Below are 23,004 nucleotides of genomic sequence, written 5' to 3' on the forward strand. Positions count from 1 at the left end.
GTCGACCAGCGCCGAACACGCCGTGACCGACTCGCCGGGTCACCCCGGCGGCGCGAATCGGATCGGCCGGGACGGCCGACCGCTGACCGCGGCGATCAGCCGATCCGCCGGCCGACCGCGCCGATGACCGCGCCGAGCGCCTGCCCCGAGGCGTCCCGTTTCGCACCGGAATCGGGCAGGTCGCGCGACGAGCCGTCCGTGCCGACGGCCAAGGCGGGCGAAACGCCGACCCACGCGAGGTGCAGTGCGTCCTCGCCCTTGAGGAACCGCTGCGCGCGCACACCGCCCGTCGCCCGGCCCTTCGCGGGGAACTCGCCGAAGTCGCTCACCTTCGCGCTGCCGGGGTCGGTGCCGAGCAAGGTGTCGCTCGAGGCGGCGACGGTGACGACGACGGTCGCCTCGGCGGAGACCGCGGGCACGCTCGTGAAGTGGATGACGTGCGCACCACTGCCGAGGTTGATGCCGGCCATGCCGCCGGCAGGACAGCCCTGCGGGCGCACCGACGCAGCCGGGAACCGCAGCAGTTGCGCATCGGAAGCCACGAACACGAGTTCGTCGGTCTCGTCGCCCTGCACGGCGCCGACGACCTCGTCGCCCGCCTTGAGCCCGATCACCTCGAACTCGGGCTTGCTCGGATAGGCCCCCGTCGCGACGCGCTTGACGACGCCCTGCTTCGTGCCGAGCGCGATCGAGCGGTCGGCGTCGAGCGAGACGATGGCGAGGACGCGCTCGTCGCGGTTCGGCAGGGCGAGGTAGTCGCCGATCTTCACGCCGGCGCCGAGCTGCACCGAGGTCGGCGGCAGCATCGGCAGGTCGACCGGCGTGAACCGGATGAGGCGGCCGAGGCTCGTCACCGCGCCGATCTCGGAACGGCTCGTCGTGTCGAGCGACGAACGGATCGCGTCGTGCTTGCTGCGCCGGGCAGGCGGGGAGATCGACGGGGGGCCGTCGGGACCCTCGGGAAGGTCCACGCGGGCGATGCGCCCCGTCGCCGAGAGGAAGACGCGGCACGGCACGTCGGCCACCTCGAGGACGGCCGCGGCGCGCTTCGCGGCAGCTCCCGCGATCGACGGCCGGGCATCGGTGAGGAGCGTGCGGCGAGGGGTGCCGAACCGCTCGGCGACCTCGGCGAGCTCGTCGGAGACGAGCGCCTCGATGCGGTGGCGGCTCGCGAGCAGCGTCTCGAGCTCCTCGATCTCGGCGCGGAGCCGGTCGCGCTCGGCCTCGAGCTCGATGCGGGAGAACTTCGTGAGCCGGCGCAGCTGCAGCTCGAGGATGTACTCGGCCTGCACCTGGCTGAGGTCGAACACCTCCATCAGGCGGGTGCGAGCAGCCGCGGTGTCGTCGCTCGAGCGGATGACCTGGATGACCTCGTCGATGTCGAGGATCGCGATGAGCAGGCCGTCGACGAGGTGCAGGCGCTCACGGCGACGTGCCAGCCGGTACTCCGACCGCCGGGTGACGACCGCGATGCGGTGGCCGACGTACACCTGCAGGAGTTCGCGGAGGCCGAGCGTCTGGGGCCCGCCGTCGACGAGTGCGACGTTGTTGATGTTGAACGAGTCCTCGAGGGGCGTGAGCCGGTAGAGCTGTTCGAGCACCGCATCGGGGCTGAAGCCGGTCTTGATGCCGATGACGAGTCGCAGGCCGTTCGCCCGGTCGGTGAGATCGGTGACGTCGGAGATACCGTTGATCTTCTTGGCGTTCACGCCGTCTTTGATCTTCTCGATGACCTTCTCGGGGCCGACGAGATAGGGGAGCTCGGTGACGACGAGCCCCGTCTTGCGCGCCGTCAGCTGCTCGACCGAGACCTTCGCACGGGTCTTGAAGCTGCCGCGGCCGGTCGCATACGCGTCTTTGATGCCGGAGAGGCCGACGATGGTGCCGCCGGTCGGCAGGTCGGGGCCCGGCACGAACTCCATGAGCTCGTCGAGCGTCGCGTTCGGATGCGCGATGAGATGACGCGCCGCGCCGACGACCTCGATCAGGTTGTGCGGCGCCATGTTCGTCGCCATGCCGACGGCGATGCCGCTGGCGCCGTTCACGAGCAGGTTCGGGTACGCGCTCGGCAGCACCTCGGGCTGCGTGAGCTGGTTGTCGTAGTTCGGCACGAAGTCGACGACGTCCTCGTCGAGTCCCTCGGCCATCGCGAGCGCGGGGGAGGCGAGCCGGGCCTCGGTGTACCGCGGGGCCGCGGGGCCGTCGTCGAGCGAACCGAAGTTGCCGTGGCCGTCGACGAGCGGCACCCGGAGCGTGAACGGCTGCGCCATGCGCACGAGCGCGTCGTAGATCGCCGTATCACCGTGCGGGTGGAGCTTGCCCATCACCTCGCCGACCACTCGGGCCGACTTCACGTGGCCCTTGTCGGGCCGGAGGCCCATCTCGGTCATCTGGTAGATGATGCGACGCTGCACGGGCTTGAGTCCGTCACGGGCGTCGGGAAGCGCGCGCGAGTAGATCACCGAGTAGGCGTACTCGAGGAACGAGCCCTGCATCTCGGTGGCGACGTCGACGTCTTCGATGCGCTCGACGATCGGGTCGTCGGCTGGCTGCGATTTGGCTCGGGTCATCCGTGTTCTCTGTGCCGTGCGTGCCGAGCACGCGGTGGAACGGGGGCGCGCCCTGCCTATGCCAGACTGGGCGCGATGTCTGCCATGCTACCGGTGCCCGCCGACACGCCTCCGCACCTCACCGAGGTGCTCGAGAGTTGCCTCGCGAGCCTCTCGGGCGAGGCGAACCCGCTGGGCTTCCCGGCGTCGCGCAGCGCGGTGGTGCTGCTCGTCGACGGGCTCGGCGCCGCGAACCTCCGGGGCCGCGCCGGTCACGCCCGCTTCCTCGCATCGCGGTTCGGCAAGCGGGATGTCGCGCGCACCGTCTTCCCGTCGACGACGGCGGCGGCGCTCGCGAGCCTCACGACGGCTGCGCGTCCCGGCGAGCACGGCCTCGTCGGCTACCGCACGCTCGACGGGGCGAACGATCGCCTCGTGAACCAGCTGAACGGCTGGGACGACCGGATGCGACCGGAGACCTGGCAACGACGGGGCACGGTCTTCGAGGCGGCAGGGGAGCGAGGGGTCGACGCCGTCGCGATCGGCGCACCCCGGTACGTCGACTCGGGATTCACGCGCGCAGTGCTGCGCGGAGCCCGTTACGTGGCCGGCGCGTCGATCTCCGATCGCTTCTCCGCTGCGCTCGACGTGCTCTCGTCCGGCGAACCGGCGCTCGTCTACCTCTACGTGCCCGAACTCGACCAGGCCGCGCACGCGCACGGCTGGGAGTCCGACCGCTGGCTCGGGCTCCTCGAACAGCTCGACGCCGAGGCGGCGTCGTTCGAGAAGCGGATGCCTCGTGGCACGGGCCTCGTCGTCACGGCGGACCACGGCGTGGTCGACGTTCCCGCGCACCGGCACGTGTTCGTGGACGCCAGGCCGGCGCTCGTCGACGGCGTACGGCACGTCGGCGGCGAGCCGCGCTGCCTGCAGCTCTACTTCGAACCCGGCCTCGACGAACCCGAGCGTGCGTCGGTCGTCGCAGCGTGGCGTGAAGCGGAGTCGCGCCGGGCATGGGTCATGACCCGCGCCGAGGCGATCGGGGCGCGGCTCTTCGGCGACGTCGACCCCGTGGTCGCACCGCGCATCGGCGACCTGCTGGTCGCGGCGCGGGCCGGCATCGCCTACTACGACGCCCGACTCGCCGACCGGCAGGCCGAGAAGATGATCGGGCAGCACGGTTCGCTCACCGACGAGGAGATGCGCGTGCCGTTCATCAGGCTCGGGGCGTTCGCACGGGGGTGAGACGACGACGGCCCGGCACGAGGCATCCCTCGACCGGGCCGTGACGGAGTCGATCGGCGCTGAACCGTGCTCAGGCCGGGTACTGGCGGCGCTTCACCTGAGGCTTCGGAAGACGGAGCGCACGCAGCTGGAGGGCGCGCATCGCCGCGTACCAGCGCACGCGCTCGACCTTTCCCTCGCCGAACTTCGCCGTGAGCTTCCGCTGCAGCGTGAAGCCCAGGATGACGACGTCGACGAGCGCGATCAGGAAGAACGCCCACAGCAGCATGATGCTCGCCGCCTGGATCTCGGCGCTCGGGATGAACGTCAGCACGATCACGGCGAACATGACGGGGATGAGCACCTCGCCGACGCTGAAGCGTGCGTCGACGTAGTCGCGCACGTACTTCTTCTGCGGGCCGCGGTCGCGGGCGGGCAGGTACTTCTCGTCGCCCATCGCCATGCCGACGCGGGCCTTCTCGCGCGCATCGGCCGCCTTCGCGCGGGCCTGCTTCGCCGCCTCCTTGCGGTCGTTCGGAACGAGCGGGCGCTTGTTCGCGGCCTCGCGCTCGGCGCGCGTCGGGGTGGGGGCGCCCTTGCCGCCCTGCTTCAGGCGCGCCTGGGTCTCTTCGAGCGACTCGGCGCTCGGCTGATCGGTGCTGTTGGGGTGCTTTGCCACGGGATCCCTCGAATCGGTTCCCCTTAAGATTACCGGCATGACCGACTCTCTCCCCACCGCTGCGGGATCCGCGGCGACCACCCCGAAGGCCGACGAATTGCGGGCGGCCGTCGAGGCGGGCTTCCCGTCGACGATCGCCGACCTCACCCGTCTCGTGAAGATCCCGTCGGTGTCGTGGCCGGCCTTCGACCCGGCGCACGTGCACGCGAGCGCCGAAGCCGTCGCCGAACTCGTCCGCGGGCTCGGCGTCTTCGACCTCGTGGATGTCCGCCGCGCCCCGGTCGCCGGCGCCGAGGACGATGCCGAGCCGCAGCTCGGCGCGCCCGCCGTGATCGCGCACCGTGCCGCGCGCAACGGCCGCCCGACGGTGCTCCTCTACGCTCACCATGACGTCCAGCCCCCCGGCAAGGACGAGGACTGGGACTCCGCGCCGTTCGAGCCGACCCTCCGCGGCGACCGGCTGTACGGCCGCGGTGCGGCCGACGACAAGGCCGGCATCATGGCGCACGTCGCTTCGATCCGCGCCCTCACCGAGGCGCTCGGCCCCGACCTCGACCTCGGCATCGCCGTCTTCATCGAGGGCGAGGAGGAGTACCTCTCGCAGTCGTTCGGCAACTTCCTGCGCGAACACCGCGAGCTCCTCGCCGCCGATGCGATCATCGTCGCCGACTCCGGCAACTGGGACCTCGAGACGCCCGCGATCACCGTCGCGCTGCGCGGAGCCGTCGCGTTCAACCTGCGCATCGACACGCTGGGCCATGCCTCGCACTCGGGCATGTTCGGCGGGGCGGTGCCCGACGCGATGTTCGCCGCCATCCGGCTGCTCGACACACTGTGGGACGCGGACGGCGCCGTCGCGGTCGAGGGGCTGACGTCGGCCGACTTCGAGACGCCCGAGTACGACGAGGCGCAGCTGCGCGCCGAGACGGGACTGCTCGACGGGGTCGAACCCGTCGGTCGCGACTCGATCCTCTCGCGCATCTGGGCGAAGCCCTCGATCACGATCACCGGCATCGACGCCCCCGACATCGCGAACGCCTCGAACACGCTCGTGCCCGGTGTGAAGGTCCGGGTGAGCGCGCGCGTCGCGCCGGGGCAGGACGCAAGGGAGGCGTACGAGGCCATCCGCACGCACCTCGAGGCGAACGCACCGTTCGGCGCGAGACTCACCTTCGACGACGTCGACACTGGGCAGCCGTTCCTCGTCGACACGACCGGCTGGGCCGTGGCGGAGACTCGCGCCGCGATGGCCGAGGCCTGGGGGCGCGAGCCCGTCGAGATGGGCGTCGGCGGCTCGATCCCGTTCATCGCCGAGCTCGTCGACGAGTTCCCCGCCGCCCAGATCCTCGTCACCGGAGTCGAGGACCCCGACTCGCGCGCGCACAGTCCGAACGAGTCGCTGCACCTCGGCGTCTTCCGGCGCTCGGTGCTGGCCGAGACGCTGTTCCTCGCGCGACTGGACGCCCGCACGACGGAATGATGACGACTCACAGCCGTCGCGGTGCTCACGACGGTTACCATGGAACGAGGATTCCGCGTTCCTGACGCATCGAGGAGAGACATGAGCGACACGATCACCGAGACCACGCACGGCGTGAAGCTGAGCGACCCCGCCGCCGACAAGGTGCGCAGCCTCCTCGAGCAGGAGGGCCGCGACGACCTGCGCCTGCGGGTCGCGGTGCAGCCCGGCGGCTGCTCCGGCCTCATCTACCAGCTCTACTTCGACGAGCGCCTGCTCGACGGCGACGCCGTCGTCGACTTCGACGGCGTCGAGGTCGTGGTCGACAAGATGAGCGTGCCGTACCTCGACGGCGCGGCGATCGACTTCGAGGACACCATCCAGAAGCAGGGGTTCACGATCGACAACCCGAACGCGCAGGGCAGCTGCGCGTGCGGCGACTCGTTCCACTGAGCGCTACCGCATCTTCCTGAGAGGGGGCCGCATCTTGCGGCCCCCTTTCGTGCATTTGGGCCGATCCACCGATGATTCCGCCCCGCGGCGCGCCCGACATCGGCCGTGGATGCACACCTCGGGTGCCGAGTCGGAGTAGGCTAGACATCGATCACCGCGCTTCACTGTGAAGCGCCTTCGAGTCTCCCGAAAGGTCACCGGTGCGCCACAATCGCCGTCTCCGATGGGCTGCTATCCCGATCGCAGCGTCTCTCAGCCTCGTGCTCGCCGGTTGCACGCAGGCGCAGCTCAACGGATTCCTCCCCGGCTTCGTCGAGGGCGAGGCACCGGTCACGAATCACACCGACACCGTTCGCGGCCTCTGGGTCACGTCGTGGGTCGTGCTGCTGATCGTCGGCGTCATCACCTGGGGCCTCACGATCTGGGCGGTCATCGCGTACCGCCGGCGCAAGGGGCAGACGGGTCTGCCCGTCCAGCTGCGCTACAACATGCCGATCGAGGTCTTCTACACGATCGTCCCGCTCATCCTCGTGCTCGGGTTCTTCGCGTTCACCGCGCGCGACCAGGAGCAGATCGAGCAGCGCTTCGCCGCCGACGACGTCGACGTCCAGGTCGAGGTCATCGCGAAGCAGTGGGCGTGGGACTTCAACTACGTGAAGGAAGACGTCTACTCGCCCGGCATCCAGGGACAGCTCGACGAAGAGGGCCCGAAGGGCTCGCTCGTGCAGTCGGAACTGCCGACCCTCTACCTGCCCGTCGGCGCGAACGTCGAGATCGAGCTCGAGTCGCGCGACGTGATCCACTCCTTCTGGGTGGTGGACTTCCTCTACAAGAAGGACATGTACCCGGGTAAGACGAACTACATGTCGTTCGTCCCCGAGCGCGAGGGCACCTACGCCGGCAAGTGCGCCGAGCTCTGCGGCGAGTACCACTCGCTCATGCTCTTCAACGTCAAGGTCGTCTCCCAGGCCGAATACGACGACTACATCCAGTCACTCCGCGACGCGGGCCAGGAGGGCCAGCTGTCGAGCGAGTACGACCGCAACCAGAACCTGCCCGGCGCAGGCGCACCCGAACTGAAGGAAGAGCGAGAAGCCGAATGAGCACCACGACCGCACCGGCTCGGCCGCAGTCGAGCAGCTTGCCGTTCGGCGCCTCCAAGGTCGAACGCAAGGGCAACGTCCTCGTCAAGTGGATCACCTCCACCGACCACAAGGTCATCGGGTACATGTACCTGATCACCTCCTTCATCTACTTCTGCATCGGCGGCGTGATGGCGCTGATCATCCGCGCCCAGCTCTTCGAGCCCGGTCTCGAGCTGCTGCAGACCCGCGAGCAGTACAACCAGCTGTTCACGATGCACGGCACGATCATGCTGCTCATGTTCGCGACGCCGCTGTTCGCCGGGTTCGCCAACGTGCTCATGCCGCTGCAGATCGGTGCTCCCGACGTGGCGTTCCCGCGTCTGAATGCGTTCGCCTACTGGCTGTTCAACTTCGGTTCGCTCATGGCGGTCGCAGGCTTCCTCACGCCGCAGGGCGCCGCATCGTTCGGCTGGTTCGCCTATCAGCCGCTCGCTTCGACGACGTTCTCGCCGGGTGTCGGCGGCAACCTCTGGATGCTGGGCCTCGGCCTCTCGGGCTTCGGCACCATCCTCGGTGCCGTGAACTTCATCACGACGATCATCACGATGCGCGCACCCGGCATGACCATGTTCCGCATGCCGATCTTCACGTGGAACACGCTCGTCACGTCGATCCTCATCCTGATGGCGTTCCCGGTCCTCGCGGCCGCCCTGCTCGCGGCCGGTGCCGACCGCATCTTCGACGCACACGTCTATGACCCGGCCAACGGCGGCGTCATCCTCTGGCAGCACCTGTTCTGGTTCTTCGGACACCCCGAGGTCTACATCATCGCGCTGCCGTTCTTCGGCATCGTGTCCGAGATCTTCCCGGTGTTCAGCCGCAAGCCGATCTTCGGCTACAAGACCCTCATCTACGCGACGATCGCGATCGCGGCCCTGTCGGTCACGGTATGGGCGCACCACATGTACGTCACCGGCTCCGTGCTGCTGCCGTTCTTCGCCCTCATGACGATGCTGATCGCGGTGCCGACGGGTGTGAAGATCTTCAACTGGATCGGCACGATGTGGCGAGGCTCGATCACGTTCGAGACGCCGCTCATCTGGTCGCTCGGCTTCCTCATCACGTTCGTGTTCGGTGGCCTCACCGGTGTCATCCTGGCGTCGCCGCCGCTCGACTTCCACGTGTCCGACACGTACTTCGTCGTCGCCCACTTCCACTACGTGGTGTTCGGCACGGTCGTGTTCGCGATGTTCGCGGGCTTCTACTTCTGGTGGCCCAAGTGGACCGGCAAGATGCTCAACGAGACGCTGGGCAAGTGGCACTTCTGGCTGCTGTTCATCGGCTTCCACACGACGTTCCTCATCCAGCACTGGATCGGCGTCGTCGGAATGCCCCGCCGGTACTTCTCGTACCTGCCCGAAGACAACGTGACCTGGATGAACCAGCTGTCGACGATCGGCGCCGGCATCCTGGCGATCTCGCTCGTGCCGTTCTTCCTGAACGTGTACATCACGGCCCGTCGGGCGCCGAAGGTCACCGTGAACGACCCGTGGGGGTACGGAGGCTCGCTCGAGTGGGCGACCAGCTGCCCGCCGCCGCGCCACAACTTCACGTCGATCCCGCGCATCCGTTCGGAGCGCCCGGCGTTCGACCTCAACCACCCCGAAGCCGGCATCCCGGTCGGCATCGGACCGGCGAAGGACGCCCCTGAGGCGCCGACGTACGACGCGGCCACGGAGGAGATCAAGTAATGCGCGCCAACGTCATCCTGTTCTGGATCCTCGCGGTCTTCTTCCTGATCATGGCCGGGGTCTACTGGGTGTGGACCACGCTCGAGTACGGCCAGCCCGAATGGGCGGGTTCGATCGCGATCACGCTCAGCGCGATCCTCGCCGCCTTCATCGCGTTCTACCTCGGCCGGGTGCACAGCGCCCAGGGTGCGGAGCTTCCAGAAGACCGTCTCGACGCGAACATCGACGACGGTGACGCCGAGCTGGGCTTCTTCAGCCCGTGGAGCTGGTGGCCGATCATGCTCGCCGGCGCTGCGGCGCTCATGTTCCTCGGCCTCGCCGTCGGCTTCTGGATCTCCTTCATCGCGGTCGGCATCGGCGTGATCAGCCTCGTCGGCTGGGTCTACGAGTATTATCGCGGCAACTTCGCGCGCTGAGCATCGTCTCGACGGCGGAAGCCCCGGACCAATGGTCCGGGGCTTCCGCCGTTCTCGGGGTCAAGCGCGTACTGCCCCGACCACGCGCCACGACCCGGCCCGCTGGCGGTAGCGCGCCTCGAATCCGCGGTGTTCGAGCACGGCGACCATCGCATCGGGCGAGTGCACGTAGCCGCGATAGGCTTTTCGCTGCAGCCGCATGAGCAGATTTCCGGATGCCGCGGCGAGCCTGGTCAGCGGATCGCGAGGCGGGTGGGTGAAGACGACCACTCGGCGTGCTCGTCCTGCGGCAGCCGCGAGCAGGCGGGTCGCGTCGGGATAGCAGCAGACGACCCGATGGAGGATCACCACGTCCGCCACGTCGACGGCCTCCGGATGCAGCGCGAGGTCGACGCCGATGCGCCGAGTCATGGCATGCGCCGTACCGGCCTTCGCGGCGACCCGCCCGGCCACCTCTTCATAGGCGCTCGAGAGCTCGAGGTTCACGGAGGCGGATGCGCCGCGCTTGATCAACTCGATCTGGATCTCGCCGATGCCACCGCCGATCTCGAGCACGGTAGCGCCCTGCACGCCGACCTCGTCGGCCAGGAACTCGACGATGCGCCGCTCGGGGGGCGTCAGCCCGTCCTTCGCATACCGCCGGGCGATTCGCTCGGCGAAGCGTCCGGTGAACACCGGCTCGTAGCGGTCTGCGCCATCTGCTGCATCGACGCAGCAATCGTCCATGGTGCAAGTATCGACCCAGCGGGAGACGAATGCACCAAGCGCGCGTCAGGCCGCCGACGCCGACCGCTGGAACTCGAGCAGCTCGACGGAGACGGTCACGTTCGCCGGCGCGGCGTCCGATTCGACCGCGGCCGCAACCTCTGCACCCGAGTGATGCGCGGCGGGGCCCATTCCCGCGAGCAGTCGACGACCGGCGGCGTCCACGCCGAGGTCGTACTCGAGCGAATGCACGTCCGAGGCAGTGAAGCCGTCGACCGCGAGCTGCTCCACGAGGCGACCCGACTTGCCGGGCGGAACATCGAGCATGAGCCCGGCCACGCGAAGCTCGCGCAGGTGCCGTTCTGTGGGCACGATCACGAGAAGCCGGCCACCCGGGCGCAGGATCCGCGCGAACTCGGCGCCGTTCCTCGGCGCGAACACGTTGAGCACCAAGTCGGCCGTCGACGAGCGAAGGGGGAGTGGCCGCCAGATGTCGAGCACGACACCCGTCTCACCTGGCAGGGCGCGGAGACTCGCGCGAACGGCATCGGGGGAGCGGTCGGCGAGGAGGAAGCGCGCGTTTGGGATGACCCGGGCCAGCTCGGCCGAGTAGTGACCGGTGCCGCATCCCAGGTCGGCGATGCGTGGGGCGGCATCCGACGAGCCGGCGGAGGCCTGTGCGAGACGTGCGAGCGCGTCGGAGATCGGTTGGTACGCACCCGAGCCGAGCAGCGCGGCGCGTGCGTCGAGCATCGACCGGTCGTCGCCGACCGTGCGTGGCGCCTTCGGTGGCAGGAGCGTGAGGAACCCGTACTTCGACCGGTCGAACCGATGGCCGTTCGTGCAGCCGAACGTGCGGTCACCGACGGGGGCGAGATCGCTGAAACAGTTCGGGCACCGAAGCCAGGTCGAATCGATCGACATGGCCCGGTGCCCGAATCCGTCAGTCAGCGAGTCAGTGGTGGCCGTCGTGGCCAGCCTCGAGCTCGCCCTTGGTGACTGGCGCGATGCGGTCCTCGAAGAACCAGCGCGACAGCGAGGCGCGGAGACGCTGGCCGACGGTGATCTTGCCGCGCGCGTTCGGCCGGATCATGAGCGGCTCGTAGGTCTCGAAGTCCACGAGCTTCCATCGGTCGTACTCGTCGAGCGGCTGGTGCACCTCGATGAACTCGCCGCCGGGCAGCTTCACGATGCGGCCCGACTCGTAGCCGTGCAGCACGATCTCGCGATCCTTCTTCTGCAGGGCGATGCACACGCGCTTCGTGATGAAGTACGCGATGAACGGTCCGATGATGACGACGGCCTGAAGCGCGTGGATCACGCCCTCCATCGTGAGCGAGAAGTGGGTCGCCAGGATGTCGGAGCTCGCCGCGGCCCAGAGGCCCGCGTAGAACGTGACACCGGCTGCGCCGATCGCGGTGCGGGTCGGCGCGTTCCGCGGGCGGTCGGCGATGTGGTGCTCGCGCTTGTCGCCCTTCACCCAGGCCTCGATGAACGGGTAGATCAGCACCGCCATGATGAAGCCGCCGAGCACGAGGATCGGCACGATGATGTTGAACGACCACGTGCGGTCGAGCCAGACGAACTCCCAGCCGGGCGGCACGAGACGGAGGGCGCCGTCGGCGAAGCCGATGTACCAGTCGGGCTGGGTGCCCGCGGAGACGGGGGAGGGGTCGTATGGCCCGTAGTTCCAGATCGGGTTGATCGTGAACATCGAGGCGATGAGCGCCAGCACGCCGAAGATGATGAAGAAGAAGCCGCCGGCCTTGGCCGCGTAGATCGGCAGGATGGGCGGGCCCACCGCGTTCTGCTGGGTCTTGCCGGGGCCTGCATACTGCGTGTGCTTGTGCACGACGACGAACACGAGGTGGATCGCCACGAGCGCGACGACGAGGGCCGGGAGCAGCAGGATGTGCAGCGTGTAGAGGCGACCGACGATCGCGGTGCCCGGGAACTCTCCGCCGAAGAGGAGGAACGAGGTCCAGGTGCCCACGACGGGGATGCCCTTGATCATGCCGTTGATGATCGCGAGGCCGTTGCCCGAGAGCAGGTCGTCGGGCAACGAGTAACCGGTGAAGCCCTCTGCCATCGCGAGGATGAAGAGCGTGAAGCCGATCACCCAGTTCAGCTCGCGCGGCTTGCGGAACGCACCCGTGAAGAAGATGCGCAGCATGTGCAGGCCGATGGCGGCGACGAAGAGCAGCGCGGCCCAGTGATGCATCTGGCGCACGAAGAGGCCGCCGCGGATGTCGAAGGAGATATCGAGGGTCGACGCCATCGCGACCGACATCTCGACGCCCTTGAGAGGAACGTACGAGCCGTTGTAGTGCACCTCGGCCATCGACGCCTGGAAGAAGAACGTCAGGAAGGTGCCCGAGATCAGCACGACCACGAAGCTGAAGAGCGCGACCTCACCGAGCAGGAACGACCAGTGGTCGGGGAAGGCCTTGCGACCGAGCTCCTTCACGAAGCCCGCGAGGCTCGTGCGCTCGTTGACGTAGACGGAGGCTGCCGCAGTGAACGACCGCTTCTGCGGCGCGGTGGCGGACGGTGCGGTGCTCAATGGCGCTCCCAGAAGCTCGGGCCGACGGGTTCGGTGAAGTCGCTTCGTGCGACGAGGTAGCCCTCGTCGTCGACGGTGATCGGCAGCTGCGGCAGCGGGCGCTTGGCCGGGCCGAAGATGACCTCGCAGTGGTTCGTGACGTCGAACTGCGACTGGTGGCACGGGCACAGCAGGTGGTGCGTGTGCTGCTCGTACAGGGCGACGGGGCAACCGACGTGCGTGCAGATCTTGGAGTACGCGACGATGCCGTCGTACGACCAGTCCTTGCGATCGGGCAGCTCGTTGAGCTCGGCAGGGTCGAGGCGCATGAGCAGGACGGCGGCCTTGGCCTTCGCCTCGAGCTTGCCGTGCTCGAGCTCGGCGAGCCCCTCGGGGATCACGTGGAAGGCGCTGCCGATGGTGACGTCGGCGGCCTTGATCGGCGTGCCCGACGGGTCGAGCGTGAGCCGGCTGCCCTTCTGCCACATCGTGTGGCTGAGCAGCTCGACGGGGTTCTCGTCCTGCGGGGCGAAGCCGCGGAAGAGCACGATCGCGGGGAGGGGGAACACCAGCAGGGCGCCGATGAGGCTGTTGCGGATCGCGGTGCGTCGCGTGAAGCCCGACTCCCGGTCAGCGTCGGCGAACACCTGCGCCGCGGCGGCCTGGGTCTCGGGCGAACCGCCGATGGGGTGCCGCTCGTCGGCGAGCTCCACCTCGGCCATGACCGCCTTGCCCCAGTGCACCACGCCGAAGCCGATGCCGAGCAGGGCGAGCGTCGCACCGAGGCCGAAGAACATGTTGTTCAGGCGGACCATGCCGACGTCGTTGGACTCGATCGGGAAGAGCATGTACGCCGCGATCGCCCAGATGCTGCCGAGGATCGACAGGTAGAAGAGCGTGTAGACGGTGCGCTGGGCGCGCTTGTCGCGCTTCGGGTCCTCATCGGTCACCCGAGGCCGGTGCGGCGGGAATCCGGGATTCTCGAACGCGTCGGCGGCGATCACCGCGGTGCCCGGCGAAACGTTCGAGTCGTGCGCGGCGTGCGACGAGTCTGCAGCGGCGACTTCCGCGCCGCTGTGGTCGTCCTGTGCCATGGTTCTCCTTCTGGGTCTTCTTCGTGCCGGGCTGCCGCTAGTTGGACTTCGCCGTGATCCACACGGTGATCGCGACGATGGTGCCGAGACCGAAGATCCAGATGAACAGGCCCTCCGAGACCGGGCCGAGCGAGCCGAGCTCGAATCCGCCGGGCGAACGGTTGTCCTGGACGTACTTGAGGTACGTGATGATGTCGCGCTTGTCTTCGGGCGAGATGTTGAGGTCGTTGAAGACCGGCATGTTCTGCGGGCCGGTGACCATCGCCTCGTAGATGTGGACGCCCGTGACCTCGGTGAGCGGGGGAGCGAACTTGCCCTCCGTGAGAGCACCGCCGGCGCCGGCCACGTTGTGGCACATCGCGCAGTTGATGCGGAAGAGCTCTGCGCCGTTCGCCGCGTCGCCGCCGCCGTTGACGAGGTGGTCGGCGGGGATCTCGGGGCCGGGGCCGAGCGAGGCGACGTAGTAGGCGAGCTGCTTGACCTGCTCGTCGTTGAACTGCGGGGGCTTCTGCGGCGCCTGCGGTCCCTGCATCTGCATCGGCATGCGGCCGGTGCCCACCTGGAAGTCGACGGCGGCGGCGCCGACGCCGATCAGGCTCGGACCCGTGTCGGTGCCCTGGGCGTCGATGCCGTGACACGTCGCGCAGTTCGCCTGGAAGAGCTTCTCGCCCTCGTCGATCGTCTGCTGCGAGGTCGGGTCGTCCTCTGCCTGGGCGACGGTGCCGGCGCTGAGCGCCGCGTACGCACCGCCGGTGAAGACGAGGCCCAGGGCGAGGAGCGCGACGGTGGCGAGCGGATGCCGGCGGCCGGCGCGTCGCTTCTGGCGGGTCATGTGGTTCTTCCTGTTCACGGGCTTGCTGGACTGACGCATCGGGCGGGCCTACTTCAGGACGTAGATCACGAGGAACAGGCCGATCCAGACCACGTCGACGAAGTGCCAGTAGTACGAGACGACGATCGCGCTGGTGGCCTCACGGTGACCGAAGTTCTTGACGGCGAACACCCGGCCGATGACGAGCAGGAACGCGAGGAGGCCGCCGGTGACGTGCAGGCCGTGGAAGCCGGTCGTCAGGTAGAAGGCCGAGCCGTACGAGTTCGAGTCGATCGAGATGCCCTCGGAGACCAGCGTCGCGTACTCCCAGATCTGACCCGAGACGAAGATCGCACCCATGGCGTAGGTGAGGAAGAACCACTCGACCATGCCCCACTTGGCCGGGTTCCACCACGGACCCGTGCGGTACGGCTGGAGGCGCTCGGCCGCGAACACGCCGAACTGGCAGGTGAACGACGAGAGCACGAGGATGATCGTGTTCGTCAGCGAGAACGGGAAGTTCAGCCGATCGGCCTCGAACGCCCAGAGGTCGGGTGAGGTCGACCGCAGCGTGAAGTAGATCGCGAAGAGTCCCGCGAAGAACATGACCTCGCTGCCCAGCCAGACGATCGTGCCCACCGCGACGGTGTTCGGTCGATTGATCACGGGCGCGCTCGCCTGATAAGTGATTGAGGTGCTCGTCACGCTCCCCATTATGGCCGAAATCGCGCCGGAGTTTTCGTCATCATCCGGGGCCGTGTCGCAGCGGCGGAGGTTAGGGAACCCTAAGTCGCACTGAGCAACGCCCGAGAATCCGCCGTGAATCGGGCGGATAGGATCGGCAGCATGCCTTCGCACCAGAATTGGCCAGAGATCCTGAACTCCCTCCTGCAGGGTGAAGACCTGAGCGTTTCCGACGCCGCCTGGTGCATGGAGCAGGTCATGACGGGGGAGGCCACCGAGGCGCAGCTCGCCGCGTTCCTCGTCGCGCTGCGCATCAAGGGCGAGACGGTCGACGAGATCGTCGGCTTCCGCGATGCCGTCCTCGATCACGCGGTCCCATTGCCCGCCGATCCGATGGCGCTCGACATCGTGGGCACCGGCGGCGACCGGTTCGGCACGGTGAACGTGTCCACGATGGCGTCGATCGTTGCGGCTGCGGCGGGTGTTCCCGTCATCAAGCACGGCAATCGCGCCGCGAGCAGCGCGTCCGGCTCGTCCGACGTGCTCGCGGCGCTCGGCCTCGATCTCGCGCTCGCCCCCGAGCGGGTCGCCTCCGTCCTCGAGGACGCCGGCATCACGTTCGCCTACGCGGCCGCCTTCCATCCCGGCTTCCGGCACGCCGGCGCGGTGCGGGCGCAGCTCGGAATCGCGACGGTGTTCAACTTCCTCGGCCCGCTGTGCAACCCCGCCCGGCCCGAGGCCTCGGCCGTCGGCGTCGCCCACCTCGATCGGGTGCCACTCATCGTCGGCGTCTTCCAGACGCGCGGCGCCACGGCGCTCGTGTTCCGGGGTGACGACGGACTCGACGAATTGACGACGACCGGCCACTCGCACGTCTGGGAGGTCTCGGGCGGCACCGTGAAGGAGCACGACCTCGACCCCCGCGACCTCGGCATCGCCCGGGCGACGATCGACCAGCTCATGGGCGGCGACGCCGCGCACAACGCCGCGATCGTGCACGAGGTGCTCGCGGGCGCGCGCGGGCCGATCCGCGACATCGTGGTGCTGAACGCCGCCGCGGGCCTCGTCTCGTTCGACCTCGCGAAAGATCCGAATCAGTTCCAGCGGCCGATCCTCGATCGCTTCCGCGACAAGATGGCGGTCGCCGAAGAGGCGATCGACGGCGGTGCCGCGGCGGCGAAGCTCGAGGAATGGATCGCCGCGACCAGGCGGTGACCCCCGGCTCGACGCACGACGCGGGCCCCGTGGCATCCACGGGGCCCGCGATCGTCGTCGGTCACTCGACGTCGTCGTCGACCCAGTCGAAGGTCTTCGTCACCGCCTTCTTCCAGAGCCGCAGGCGGCGATCGCGCTCTTCGGCCCCCATGGTCGGCTCCCAACGCGAGTCCTCCTGCCAATTGGCGCGGAGCTCGTCGAGGCTCGACCAGAAGCCGACCGCGAGACCGGCCGCGTAGGCCGCGCCGAGGGCGGTCGTCTCGGCGACGACAGGACGCACCACGGGCACGCCCAGGATGTCGGCCTGGAACTGCATGAGCGTGTTGTTCGCGATCATGCCGCCGTCGACCTTGAGCTCGGTCAACTCGACGCCCGAATCGGCGTTGACGGCGTCGAGGACCTCGCGCGTCTGGAATGCCGTGGCCTCGAGCGCCGCACGAGCGATGTGGCCCTTGTTGACGAACCTGGTGAGGCCGACGAGTGCACCGCGCGCGTCGGGTCGCCAGTACGGGGCGAACAGGCCCGAGAACGCGGGCACGAAGTAGGCGCCGCCGTTGTCCTCGACCGACTTCGCGAGTTCTTCGACCTCGGCGGCCGACGAGATGAGGCCGAGGTTGTCGCGCAGCCACTGGATCAGCGAACCGGTCACCGCGATGGAACCCTCGAGGGCGTAGTGCGGGGCGTCCGATCCGAGTTGGTACCCGAGGGTGGTGAGCAGTCCGTTCTTCGAGTGGACGATCTCGGTTCCGGTGTTGAAGATCAGGAAGTTGCCCGTGCCGTAGGTGTTCTTCGACTCTCCCGGGTCGAAGGCGGCCTGGCCGAAGGTCGCGGCCTGCTGGTCGCCGAGAATGCCGGCGACCGGCACCTCCCGAAGCAGGCTCGACGGCTCGACCGTTCCGTAGACCTCGGACGAGCTCTTGATCTCGGGCAGCATCGAGCGCGGTACGTCGAAGGCGGCGAGGATCTCGTCGTCCCACTGCAGCGTCTCGAGGTCCATGAACATCGTGCGGCTCGCGTTCGTGACATCCGTCGCGTGCACGCCGCCCTCGTGGCCGCCGGTGAGGTTCCAGAGCACCCAGCAGTCGGTCGTTCCGAACAGCAGGTCGCCGGCTTCCGCGCGCTCCCGGGCGCCCGGGACGTTCTCGAGGATCCAGACGACCTTCGTGCCCGAGAAGTAGGTCGCGAGCGGCAGGCCGACCTTGTGCTTGAAGCGCTCGACGCCGCCGTCGGCGGCGAGCCGGTCGACGATGGGCTGCGTCCGGGTGTCCTGCCAGACGATCGCGTTGTAGACGGGCTCGCCGGTGTGGCGATCCCACACCACAGCGGTCTCGCGCTGATTGGTGATGCCGACCGCCGCGATGTCGTGCCGGGTCAGGTCGGCCTTGCCGAGCGCCTGACCGATCACCTCGCGCGTGTTGCGCCAGATCTCGGCCGGGTCGTGCTCGACCCAGCCGGCCTTCGGGAAGATCTGCTCGTGCTCGAGCTGCCCCGTGGCGACGATCGATCCGGCCTTGTCGAAGATGATCGCCCGCGAGCTCGTCGTGCCCTGGTCGATCGCGAGGACGTAGTCAGCCATGAGTTCCTCTCATTCGTGCACGCCGAGCGACGTCGTGCGCACATGATTCGGTTGGGGTCGGTGCGGATGGAGTTGCCCGGCGAGCCGTCACGAGAGCACCGGCAGCAGGACGAGTGCCGCCCACCCGGCGATGAGGCCGCCGATGACGGGGCCGACGACCGGCACCCACGAGTACGACCAGTCGGAGCTGCCCTTGCCCTTGATCGGCAGCACCGCGTGCGCGATGCGCGGACCGAGGTCGCGGGCCGGGTTGATCGCGTAGCCGGTCGGTCCACCGAGCGACGCGCCGATCGCGATCACGAGGAACGCGACGGGGATGGCGCCGAGTTCGGCCGGCGTGCGCCCGTAGCTGAACCCGAGGATGACGAACACCAGCACGAACGTGCCGATGATCTCGGTGATGAGGTTCCACCCGTAGGAACGGATCGCGGGGCCGGTGGAGAATACCCCGAGCTTGTTCGCGGCCTCGGGCTCGGCGTCGAAGTGCTGCTTGTATGCGAGCCAGCAGAACACGGCGCCGATGAAGGCGCCGACCATCTGCGCGCCGATGTAGGTCGCGATGGATGCCGCGTCGATCGGGATGCCTGGAACGAAGTCGGGCTCACCCTTCGCGAGGCGGTTGACGGCGAGGCCGAGCGTGACCGCGGGATTGAGGTTGGCACCCGAGGCGTACGAGACGATGACGCCGGCGAAGACCGCGAGGCCCCAGCCGATGTTCACCATGAGGAACCCGCCGTTGTGGCCCTTGTTGCGGATGAGCGCGACGTTCGCGACGACGCCGCAACCGAGGAGCACCAGCATTGCGGTGCCGACGAGTTCCGACAGGAAGATGATGCCGAGATTCATGTGCAGCCCCCTTCGATGCGGCACTTCATCGCGGCCGCTCTGGTGTCACGATAGCCCCGTGACCCCTTCGGGGGGAACGATTGCGTCCGAGTTCGCGACGTATCGGCCTTACGGTCGAGGCCTCACGGGGCGTAGGTTTGCGAGGGAGCGCCGCGCAGGGGGCGGCCGCGCCGCGACAGGCCCCGCACGGTCACGGAAGGGGTGCCGGATGAAGAAGATCATCAATGACCCGAAGCGCGTCGTCGACGAATCGGTCGCCGGGTTCGCGCTCGCGCACGCCGATCTGGTGCGCGTCGATGTCGATCCGATCCGCGTCGTGCGGGCGGATGCGCCGATCGCGGGCAAGGTCGGGCTCGTCAGCGGGGGCGGCAGCGGCCACGAGCCGTTGCACGCGGGCTTCGTCGGCTTCGGCATGCTCGACGCCGCGGTGCCGGGTGCGGTGTTCACCTCGCCGACCCCCGATCCGATCCTCGAGGCGACGAAGGCGGTCGACGGCGGCGCCGGCGTCCTGCACATCGTGAAGAACTACACGGGCGACGTGCTCAACTTCGAGACCGCCGCCGATCTCGCTGCCGCCGAGGGCATCGAGGTGCGGGCGGTCGTGACGAACGACGACGTCGCGGTGCGCGATTCCCTGTACACGGCGGGCCGTCGCGGCGTCGCGGGCACCGTGCTCGTCGAGAAGATCGCCGGCGCTGCCGCCGAGCGGGGCGACTCGCTCGAAGAGGTCGCCTCGGTCGCCGAGCGGGTGAACGCCGCCGCCAGGTCGATGGGGCTCGCGCTCACGCCGTGCGTCGTGCCGCACGCGGGCGAGCCGAGCTTCACGCTCGCGGAGGACGAGATCGAGATCGGCATCGGCATCCACGGCGAACCGGGACGAGAGCGAGTGGGCCTCGAGCCCGCCGACCGACTGGTCGACCGCCTCCTCGAACCGATCCTCGACGACCTCCCGTACGAGGCCGGCGAACGGGCCCTCCTGTTCGTGAACGGCATGGGGGGAACCCCGCAGATCGAGCTCTACATCGCGTATCGCCGAGCCGCCGAGGTGCTCACGGAACGTGGCATCCATGTCGCCCGCTCGCTGGTCGGCAGTTACATCACGTCGCTCGAGATGCAGGGGATGTCGATCACGCTGCTGAAGCTCGACGACGAGATGATCGAGCTCTGGGATGCCCCGGTGCAGACGGCTGCACTCCGCTGGGGCCGGTGACTGGCGAAGGAGGACCAGTGGGGCTCGACATCACGTGGGCGGTCGATTGGACCCGGCGGAGCGCTGAGTGCATCAGCGAGCACCGGGTGGACCTGATCACACTCGATCGCGAGATCGGCGACGGCGATCACGGCGAGAACATGGACCGCGGGTTCGAAGCCGTCTCGGCGAAGCTCGACGACCTCGCGGCCGGATCCGTCCCGAGCGACGTGCTGAAGCTCGTCGCGACCACCCTGATCTCGACGGTCGGCGGGGCGGCGGGGCCGTTGTACGGCACGGCCTACCTGAAGGCGGCCTCGGCGGTCGCCGGTGAGGCGTCGCTCGACGGCCGCGCGATCGCCGCCCTGCTGACGGCGGGCCGCGACGGCATCGTGCTACGGGGAAAGGCCGAGGCCGGCGACAAGACGATGGTCGACGCGTGGACGCCTGCGGCCGATGCGGCCACCGCCGCCGCGGAAGCCGGCGCAGACGCGGCGGCGGTGCTCGATGCCGCGGCATCGGCCGCGGAGGCTGGGGCCGAAGCGACGGAGCCGCTCATCGCACGCAAGGGACGGGCGAGCTACCTCGGCGAGCGCTCCGCCGGGCATCGCGATCCTGGGGCGGAGTCGAGTGCGCTGCTGCTCCGCGCCGCCGCCGATGCCGCCCGAGCGGCGACCGGGGCATGACGATGCCCGGAGCGGTGGGCCTCGTCTTCGTCTCGCATTCGGCCGAGATCGCTTCGGGCCTCGTCGCGCTCGCCCGGCAGATGGCCCCGACGGTCGCGCTGATCCCGGCCGGCGGTACCGATGACGGCCGCATCGGCACCAGCTTCGATCTCGTGAACGCGGCGATCGCCGAAGCCGACTCCGGCTCGGGCGTCGTCGTGCTCTGCGACCTCGGGTCGGCGATCCTCACGGCGGAGACCGTGCTCGACTTCGTCGACGACGAGCTGCGGGAGCGCACGAGGATCGCCGACGCGCCGCTCGTCGAGGGGGGCGTCGCTGCGGCCGTGGCCGCGGAGTCCGGCGACCCGCTCGAGGTGGTCCTGAATGCTGCGGAGTCCGCGGCGGGTGGCGGACCGAGGGCCCCGGGCCGCGCCGAGGCCGGATCCGACGACCGGCCGACGCGTGGCCACGGGGCATCCGGGTACTCGCGGACCGTGACCCTCGTGAACGCCGACGGCCTGCACGCCCGGCCGGCCGCCGAACTCGTGAAGCTCGCAGCCCGCTACCCGCAGCGGATCACGGTCAACGGGGCCGACGCGAAGAGCCTGCTCGGCATCATGTCGCTCGGGCTGACGAAAGGCGCGAGCCTCGAGATCGCGAGCGACGATCCGGGTGCGTCGGCCGCCGTCGACGCGCTCGCAGAACTGACGGCGACCGGGTTCGGCGAAGCCTGAACCGGGGTTCTGCGGGTTCGATCGACCCTCAGTTGCCGCCCGCCACGCGGATATCGGCGCCGGAGGTGTAGCTCGCGTCGTCGGAGAGCAGGTAGGCGACCGCGCCGGCGATCTCGTGCGGTTCGCCGGGGCGTCGCATCGGGATTCCGGGCGCGCGCTCGTCGGGCGCGTCGGGCCGGCCGGCTGCGGCGTGGATCTCGGTGCGGGTCGTGCCGGGAGAGACGGTGTTGACACGCACGCCGACCGGTCCGAACTCCTTCGAGGCGCCCGTCGTGAGCGCGTTGAGCGCCGCCTTGCTCATCGCATAGGGGATGTACGTGTTCGGGGCACCGGACTTCGCCGCGCCAGAGGAGATGTTGACGATCGAGCCTCCGACGCCGCCACGGTCGGTCGCCATGTGCTCGATCGCAGCCCGGGTGATGATGAGCGGGGAAAGCACGTTGATGCGGAACACCGCTTCGGCTTCTTCGAGCGGCACGTCGAGGAACGGGCCGATCCGGCCGGTGATGCCGGCGTTGTTGACGAGCCCGGTGACGCGGCCGAACGCGTCGACGGCCGACGGCACCACGGTCGCGGCGGCGTCGAGGTCGGCGAGGTCGACCTGCAGCACGAGCACCCGCGCACCGGAATCGGTGCAGCGGCGGGCGACGGCGTCGGCGTCGGCGGCACGGTCGCGGTAGGTGATCACGAGGTCGTGCCCGTCGGCGGCGAGGCGTTCGGCGATCGCTGCGCCGATGCCGCGGCTGGCGCCGGTGATGATCGTGACCGGGCGGGGGAGCGAGGCATCCGTCATCTTCCCAGCCTAAGCAGGGCCGCGAGCCTGTGGCGCGCCTCTGGTGATGAGGATGCCTCGGGCGTACGATCTCGGTTATGGCACGCGACGCAGCGAGCCGCCCAGACGACGGCAACGCTTTCACGAGGTTCTTCGATCGAGTCGACAACGCACTCGAGCCGATCTTCGGCGCACCGCCCATCACCGAGGGCACCGACCAGGCCGATCCGCGGGAACTGCAGGAGCGACCCTGCCCCGTCTGCGGTCACGCGATTTTCGAACATACGTTCGATGACGCGAGCGGCAACATCGTCATGACCTGCCCGACCGACGAACGACTGCCCGAGCGATCCATGAACGGACCGCTCAACGAGCTCGGAATGCCGGCGACGGGTCGGCGTCTCGAGCGCTACGAGGAGCGAGAAGCGACGAACTGAGCCGGGGGAACCGGGGAAACGGGGGAGTGCGCCGCCCGGGGGGGCGGCGGCCCCCCCCCCCGGGGCCCCCCCCCCCCCGCGCCCCCCCCCGCCCCCCCCGGGGGGGGGGGCCCCGGGC

General features: G+C 69.0%; 22 protein-coding genes. 11 read left to right on the forward strand and 11 right to left on the reverse strand.

Annotated elements, in window-relative coordinates:
- Positions 1-95: 95 nt before the first annotated feature.
- Positions 96-2,570, reverse strand: coding sequence for a DNA topoisomerase (ATP-hydrolyzing) subunit A (locus ACFWGP_RS03950; protein ID WP_231431074.1), 2,475 nt, complete (start codon positions 2,568-2,570; stop codon positions 96-98).
- A 75-nt stretch (positions 2,571-2,645) separates the two neighbouring features.
- Between ACFWGP_RS03950 and ACFWGP_RS03955 the strand changes: the two genes are divergently transcribed.
- Entirely contained in the window at positions 2,646-3,794 is a 1,149-nt protein-coding gene (locus tag ACFWGP_RS03955; protein ID WP_231431073.1) for an alkaline phosphatase family protein, read from the forward strand.
- Positions 3,795-3,864: 70 nt separating this feature from the next.
- On the opposite strand, the gene ACFWGP_RS03960 is transcribed toward ACFWGP_RS03955, so the two are convergent.
- Positions 3,865-4,452, reverse strand: coding sequence for a DUF3043 domain-containing protein (locus tag ACFWGP_RS03960; RefSeq protein WP_231431072.1), 588 nt, complete (start codon positions 4,450-4,452; stop codon positions 3,865-3,867).
- A gap of 37 nt (positions 4,453-4,489) precedes the next feature.
- Here ACFWGP_RS03960 and ACFWGP_RS03965 point away from each other — a divergent pair, with 37 nt between their 5' ends.
- From ACFWGP_RS03965 to ACFWGP_RS03985, 5 genes are all read left to right on the forward strand, one after another.
- The gene (locus tag ACFWGP_RS03965; protein WP_231431071.1) at positions 4,490-5,932 is read left to right on the forward strand and encodes a dipeptidase; all 1,443 of its coding nucleotides are present in this window, start codon (positions 4,490-4,492) and stop codon (positions 5,930-5,932) included.
- A gap of 81 nt (positions 5,933-6,013) precedes the next feature.
- Positions 6,014-6,364 (forward strand): iron-sulfur cluster insertion protein ErpA, encoded by a 351-nt coding sequence (erpA, locus tag ACFWGP_RS03970; RefSeq protein WP_231431070.1) that lies wholly within the window; start codon positions 6,014-6,016, stop codon positions 6,362-6,364.
- A gap of 200 nt (positions 6,365-6,564) precedes the next feature.
- Positions 6,565-7,467: a cytochrome c oxidase subunit II gene (gene coxB, locus ACFWGP_RS03975; RefSeq protein ID WP_231431069.1), complete on the forward strand. Its 903-nt coding sequence runs from the start codon at positions 6,565-6,567 to the stop codon at positions 7,465-7,467.
- Positions 7,464-9,200 carry a cytochrome c oxidase subunit I gene (ctaD, locus tag ACFWGP_RS03980; protein WP_231431068.1) on the forward strand — a complete coding sequence of 579 codons (1,737 nt, stop codon included), beginning with the start codon at positions 7,464-7,466 and terminating at the stop codon, positions 9,198-9,200. The genes coxB and ctaD overlap by 4 nt, the downstream gene beginning before the upstream one ends.
- Positions 9,200-9,616, forward strand: a complete 417-nt coding sequence (locus ACFWGP_RS03985; protein ID WP_231431067.1) for a cytochrome c oxidase subunit 4 — start codon at positions 9,200-9,202, stop codon at positions 9,614-9,616. Before ctaD ends, ACFWGP_RS03985 begins: the two co-directional genes overlap by 1 nt.
- A gap of 60 nt (positions 9,617-9,676) precedes the next feature.
- Here ACFWGP_RS03985 and ACFWGP_RS03990 read toward each other — a convergent pair whose 3' ends face one another.
- The 6 genes from ACFWGP_RS03990 to ACFWGP_RS04015 are packed head-to-tail and all read right to left on the reverse strand — an operon-like array spanning position 9,677 to position 15,482.
- The gene (locus ACFWGP_RS03990) at positions 9,677-10,342 is read right to left on the reverse strand and encodes an SAM-dependent methyltransferase (RefSeq protein ID WP_376930166.1); all 666 of its coding nucleotides are present in this window, start codon (positions 10,340-10,342) and stop codon (positions 9,677-9,679) included.
- Between the two features lie 45 nt (positions 10,343-10,387).
- Positions 10,388-11,245: a methyltransferase domain-containing protein gene (locus ACFWGP_RS03995; protein WP_376930167.1), complete on the reverse strand. Its 858-nt coding sequence runs from the start codon at positions 11,243-11,245 to the stop codon at positions 10,388-10,390.
- Positions 11,246-11,276: 31 nt separating this feature from the next.
- The gene (locus tag ACFWGP_RS04000) at positions 11,277-12,884 is read right to left on the reverse strand and encodes a cytochrome bc complex cytochrome b subunit (protein ID WP_275505826.1); all 1,608 of its coding nucleotides are present in this window, start codon (positions 12,882-12,884) and stop codon (positions 11,277-11,279) included.
- On the reverse strand, positions 12,881-13,957 hold the full coding sequence (locus ACFWGP_RS04005) for a ubiquinol-cytochrome c reductase iron-sulfur subunit (protein WP_231431063.1): 1,077 nt from the start codon (positions 13,955-13,957) through the stop codon (positions 12,881-12,883). Before ACFWGP_RS04005 ends, ACFWGP_RS04000 begins: the two co-directional genes overlap by 4 nt.
- A 37-nt stretch (positions 13,958-13,994) precedes the next feature.
- Complete coding sequence (locus ACFWGP_RS04010; RefSeq protein ID WP_231431062.1) at positions 13,995-14,789, reverse strand: cytochrome c; 795 nt, start codon at positions 14,787-14,789, stop codon at positions 13,995-13,997.
- Positions 14,790-14,837: 48 nt separating this feature from the next.
- Positions 14,838-15,482 (reverse strand): heme-copper oxidase subunit III, encoded by a 645-nt coding sequence (locus tag ACFWGP_RS04015; protein WP_231431061.1) that lies wholly within the window; start codon positions 15,480-15,482, stop codon positions 14,838-14,840.
- Positions 15,483-15,614: 132 nt separating this feature from the next.
- Between ACFWGP_RS04015 and trpD the strand changes: the two genes are divergently transcribed.
- The gene (trpD, locus tag ACFWGP_RS04020) at positions 15,615-16,667 is read left to right on the forward strand and encodes an anthranilate phosphoribosyltransferase (RefSeq protein ID WP_231431060.1); all 1,053 of its coding nucleotides are present in this window, start codon (positions 15,615-15,617) and stop codon (positions 16,665-16,667) included.
- Positions 16,668-16,728: 61 nt separating this feature from the next.
- Here the strand turns inward: trpD and glpK are convergent, their stop codons facing one another.
- Together glpK and ACFWGP_RS04030 are read right to left on the reverse strand one after the other, a co-directional pair.
- Positions 16,729-18,243, reverse strand: coding sequence for a glycerol kinase GlpK (glpK, locus tag ACFWGP_RS04025; RefSeq protein WP_275505824.1), 1,515 nt, complete (start codon positions 18,241-18,243; stop codon positions 16,729-16,731).
- 87 nt (positions 18,244-18,330) lie between these two features.
- Complete coding sequence (locus tag ACFWGP_RS04030; protein WP_231431058.1) at positions 18,331-19,089, reverse strand: MIP/aquaporin family protein; 759 nt, start codon at positions 19,087-19,089, stop codon at positions 18,331-18,333.
- A gap of 208 nt (positions 19,090-19,297) precedes the next feature.
- Between ACFWGP_RS04030 and dhaK the strand changes: the two genes are divergently transcribed.
- The 3 genes from dhaK to dhaM are packed head-to-tail and all read left to right on the forward strand — an operon-like array spanning position 19,298 to position 21,677.
- On the forward strand, positions 19,298-20,299 hold the full coding sequence (gene dhaK / locus ACFWGP_RS04035) for a dihydroxyacetone kinase subunit DhaK (protein ID WP_231431057.1): 1,002 nt from the start codon (positions 19,298-19,300) through the stop codon (positions 20,297-20,299).
- Between the two features lie 17 nt (positions 20,300-20,316).
- Positions 20,317-20,964 carry a dihydroxyacetone kinase subunit DhaL gene (dhaL, locus tag ACFWGP_RS04040; protein ID WP_231431056.1) on the forward strand — a complete coding sequence of 216 codons (648 nt, stop codon included), beginning with the start codon at positions 20,317-20,319 and terminating at the stop codon, positions 20,962-20,964.
- Positions 20,961-21,677: a dihydroxyacetone kinase phosphoryl donor subunit DhaM gene (dhaM, locus tag ACFWGP_RS04045; protein WP_376930168.1), complete on the forward strand. Its 717-nt coding sequence runs from the start codon at positions 20,961-20,963 to the stop codon at positions 21,675-21,677. Before dhaL ends, dhaM begins: the two co-directional genes overlap by 4 nt.
- A gap of 28 nt (positions 21,678-21,705) precedes the next feature.
- Here dhaM and ACFWGP_RS04050 read toward each other — a convergent pair whose 3' ends face one another.
- Positions 21,706-22,470, reverse strand: coding sequence for an SDR family NAD(P)-dependent oxidoreductase (locus ACFWGP_RS04050; RefSeq protein WP_376930169.1), 765 nt, complete (start codon positions 22,468-22,470; stop codon positions 21,706-21,708).
- Between the two features lie 77 nt (positions 22,471-22,547).
- On the opposite strand from ACFWGP_RS04050, the gene ACFWGP_RS04055 reads away from it, so the two are divergent.
- A complete protein-coding gene (locus ACFWGP_RS04055) occupies positions 22,548-22,886 on the forward strand; it encodes a hypothetical protein (protein ID WP_376930170.1) in 339 nt (112 codons plus the stop codon).
- Positions 22,887-23,004: the final 118 nt, after the last annotated feature.

This window comes from Agromyces sp. NPDC127015, from assembly GCF_042725165.1.
Taxonomy (GTDB): domain Bacteria; phylum Actinomycetota; class Actinomycetes; order Actinomycetales; family Microbacteriaceae; genus Agromyces; species Agromyces chromiiresistens.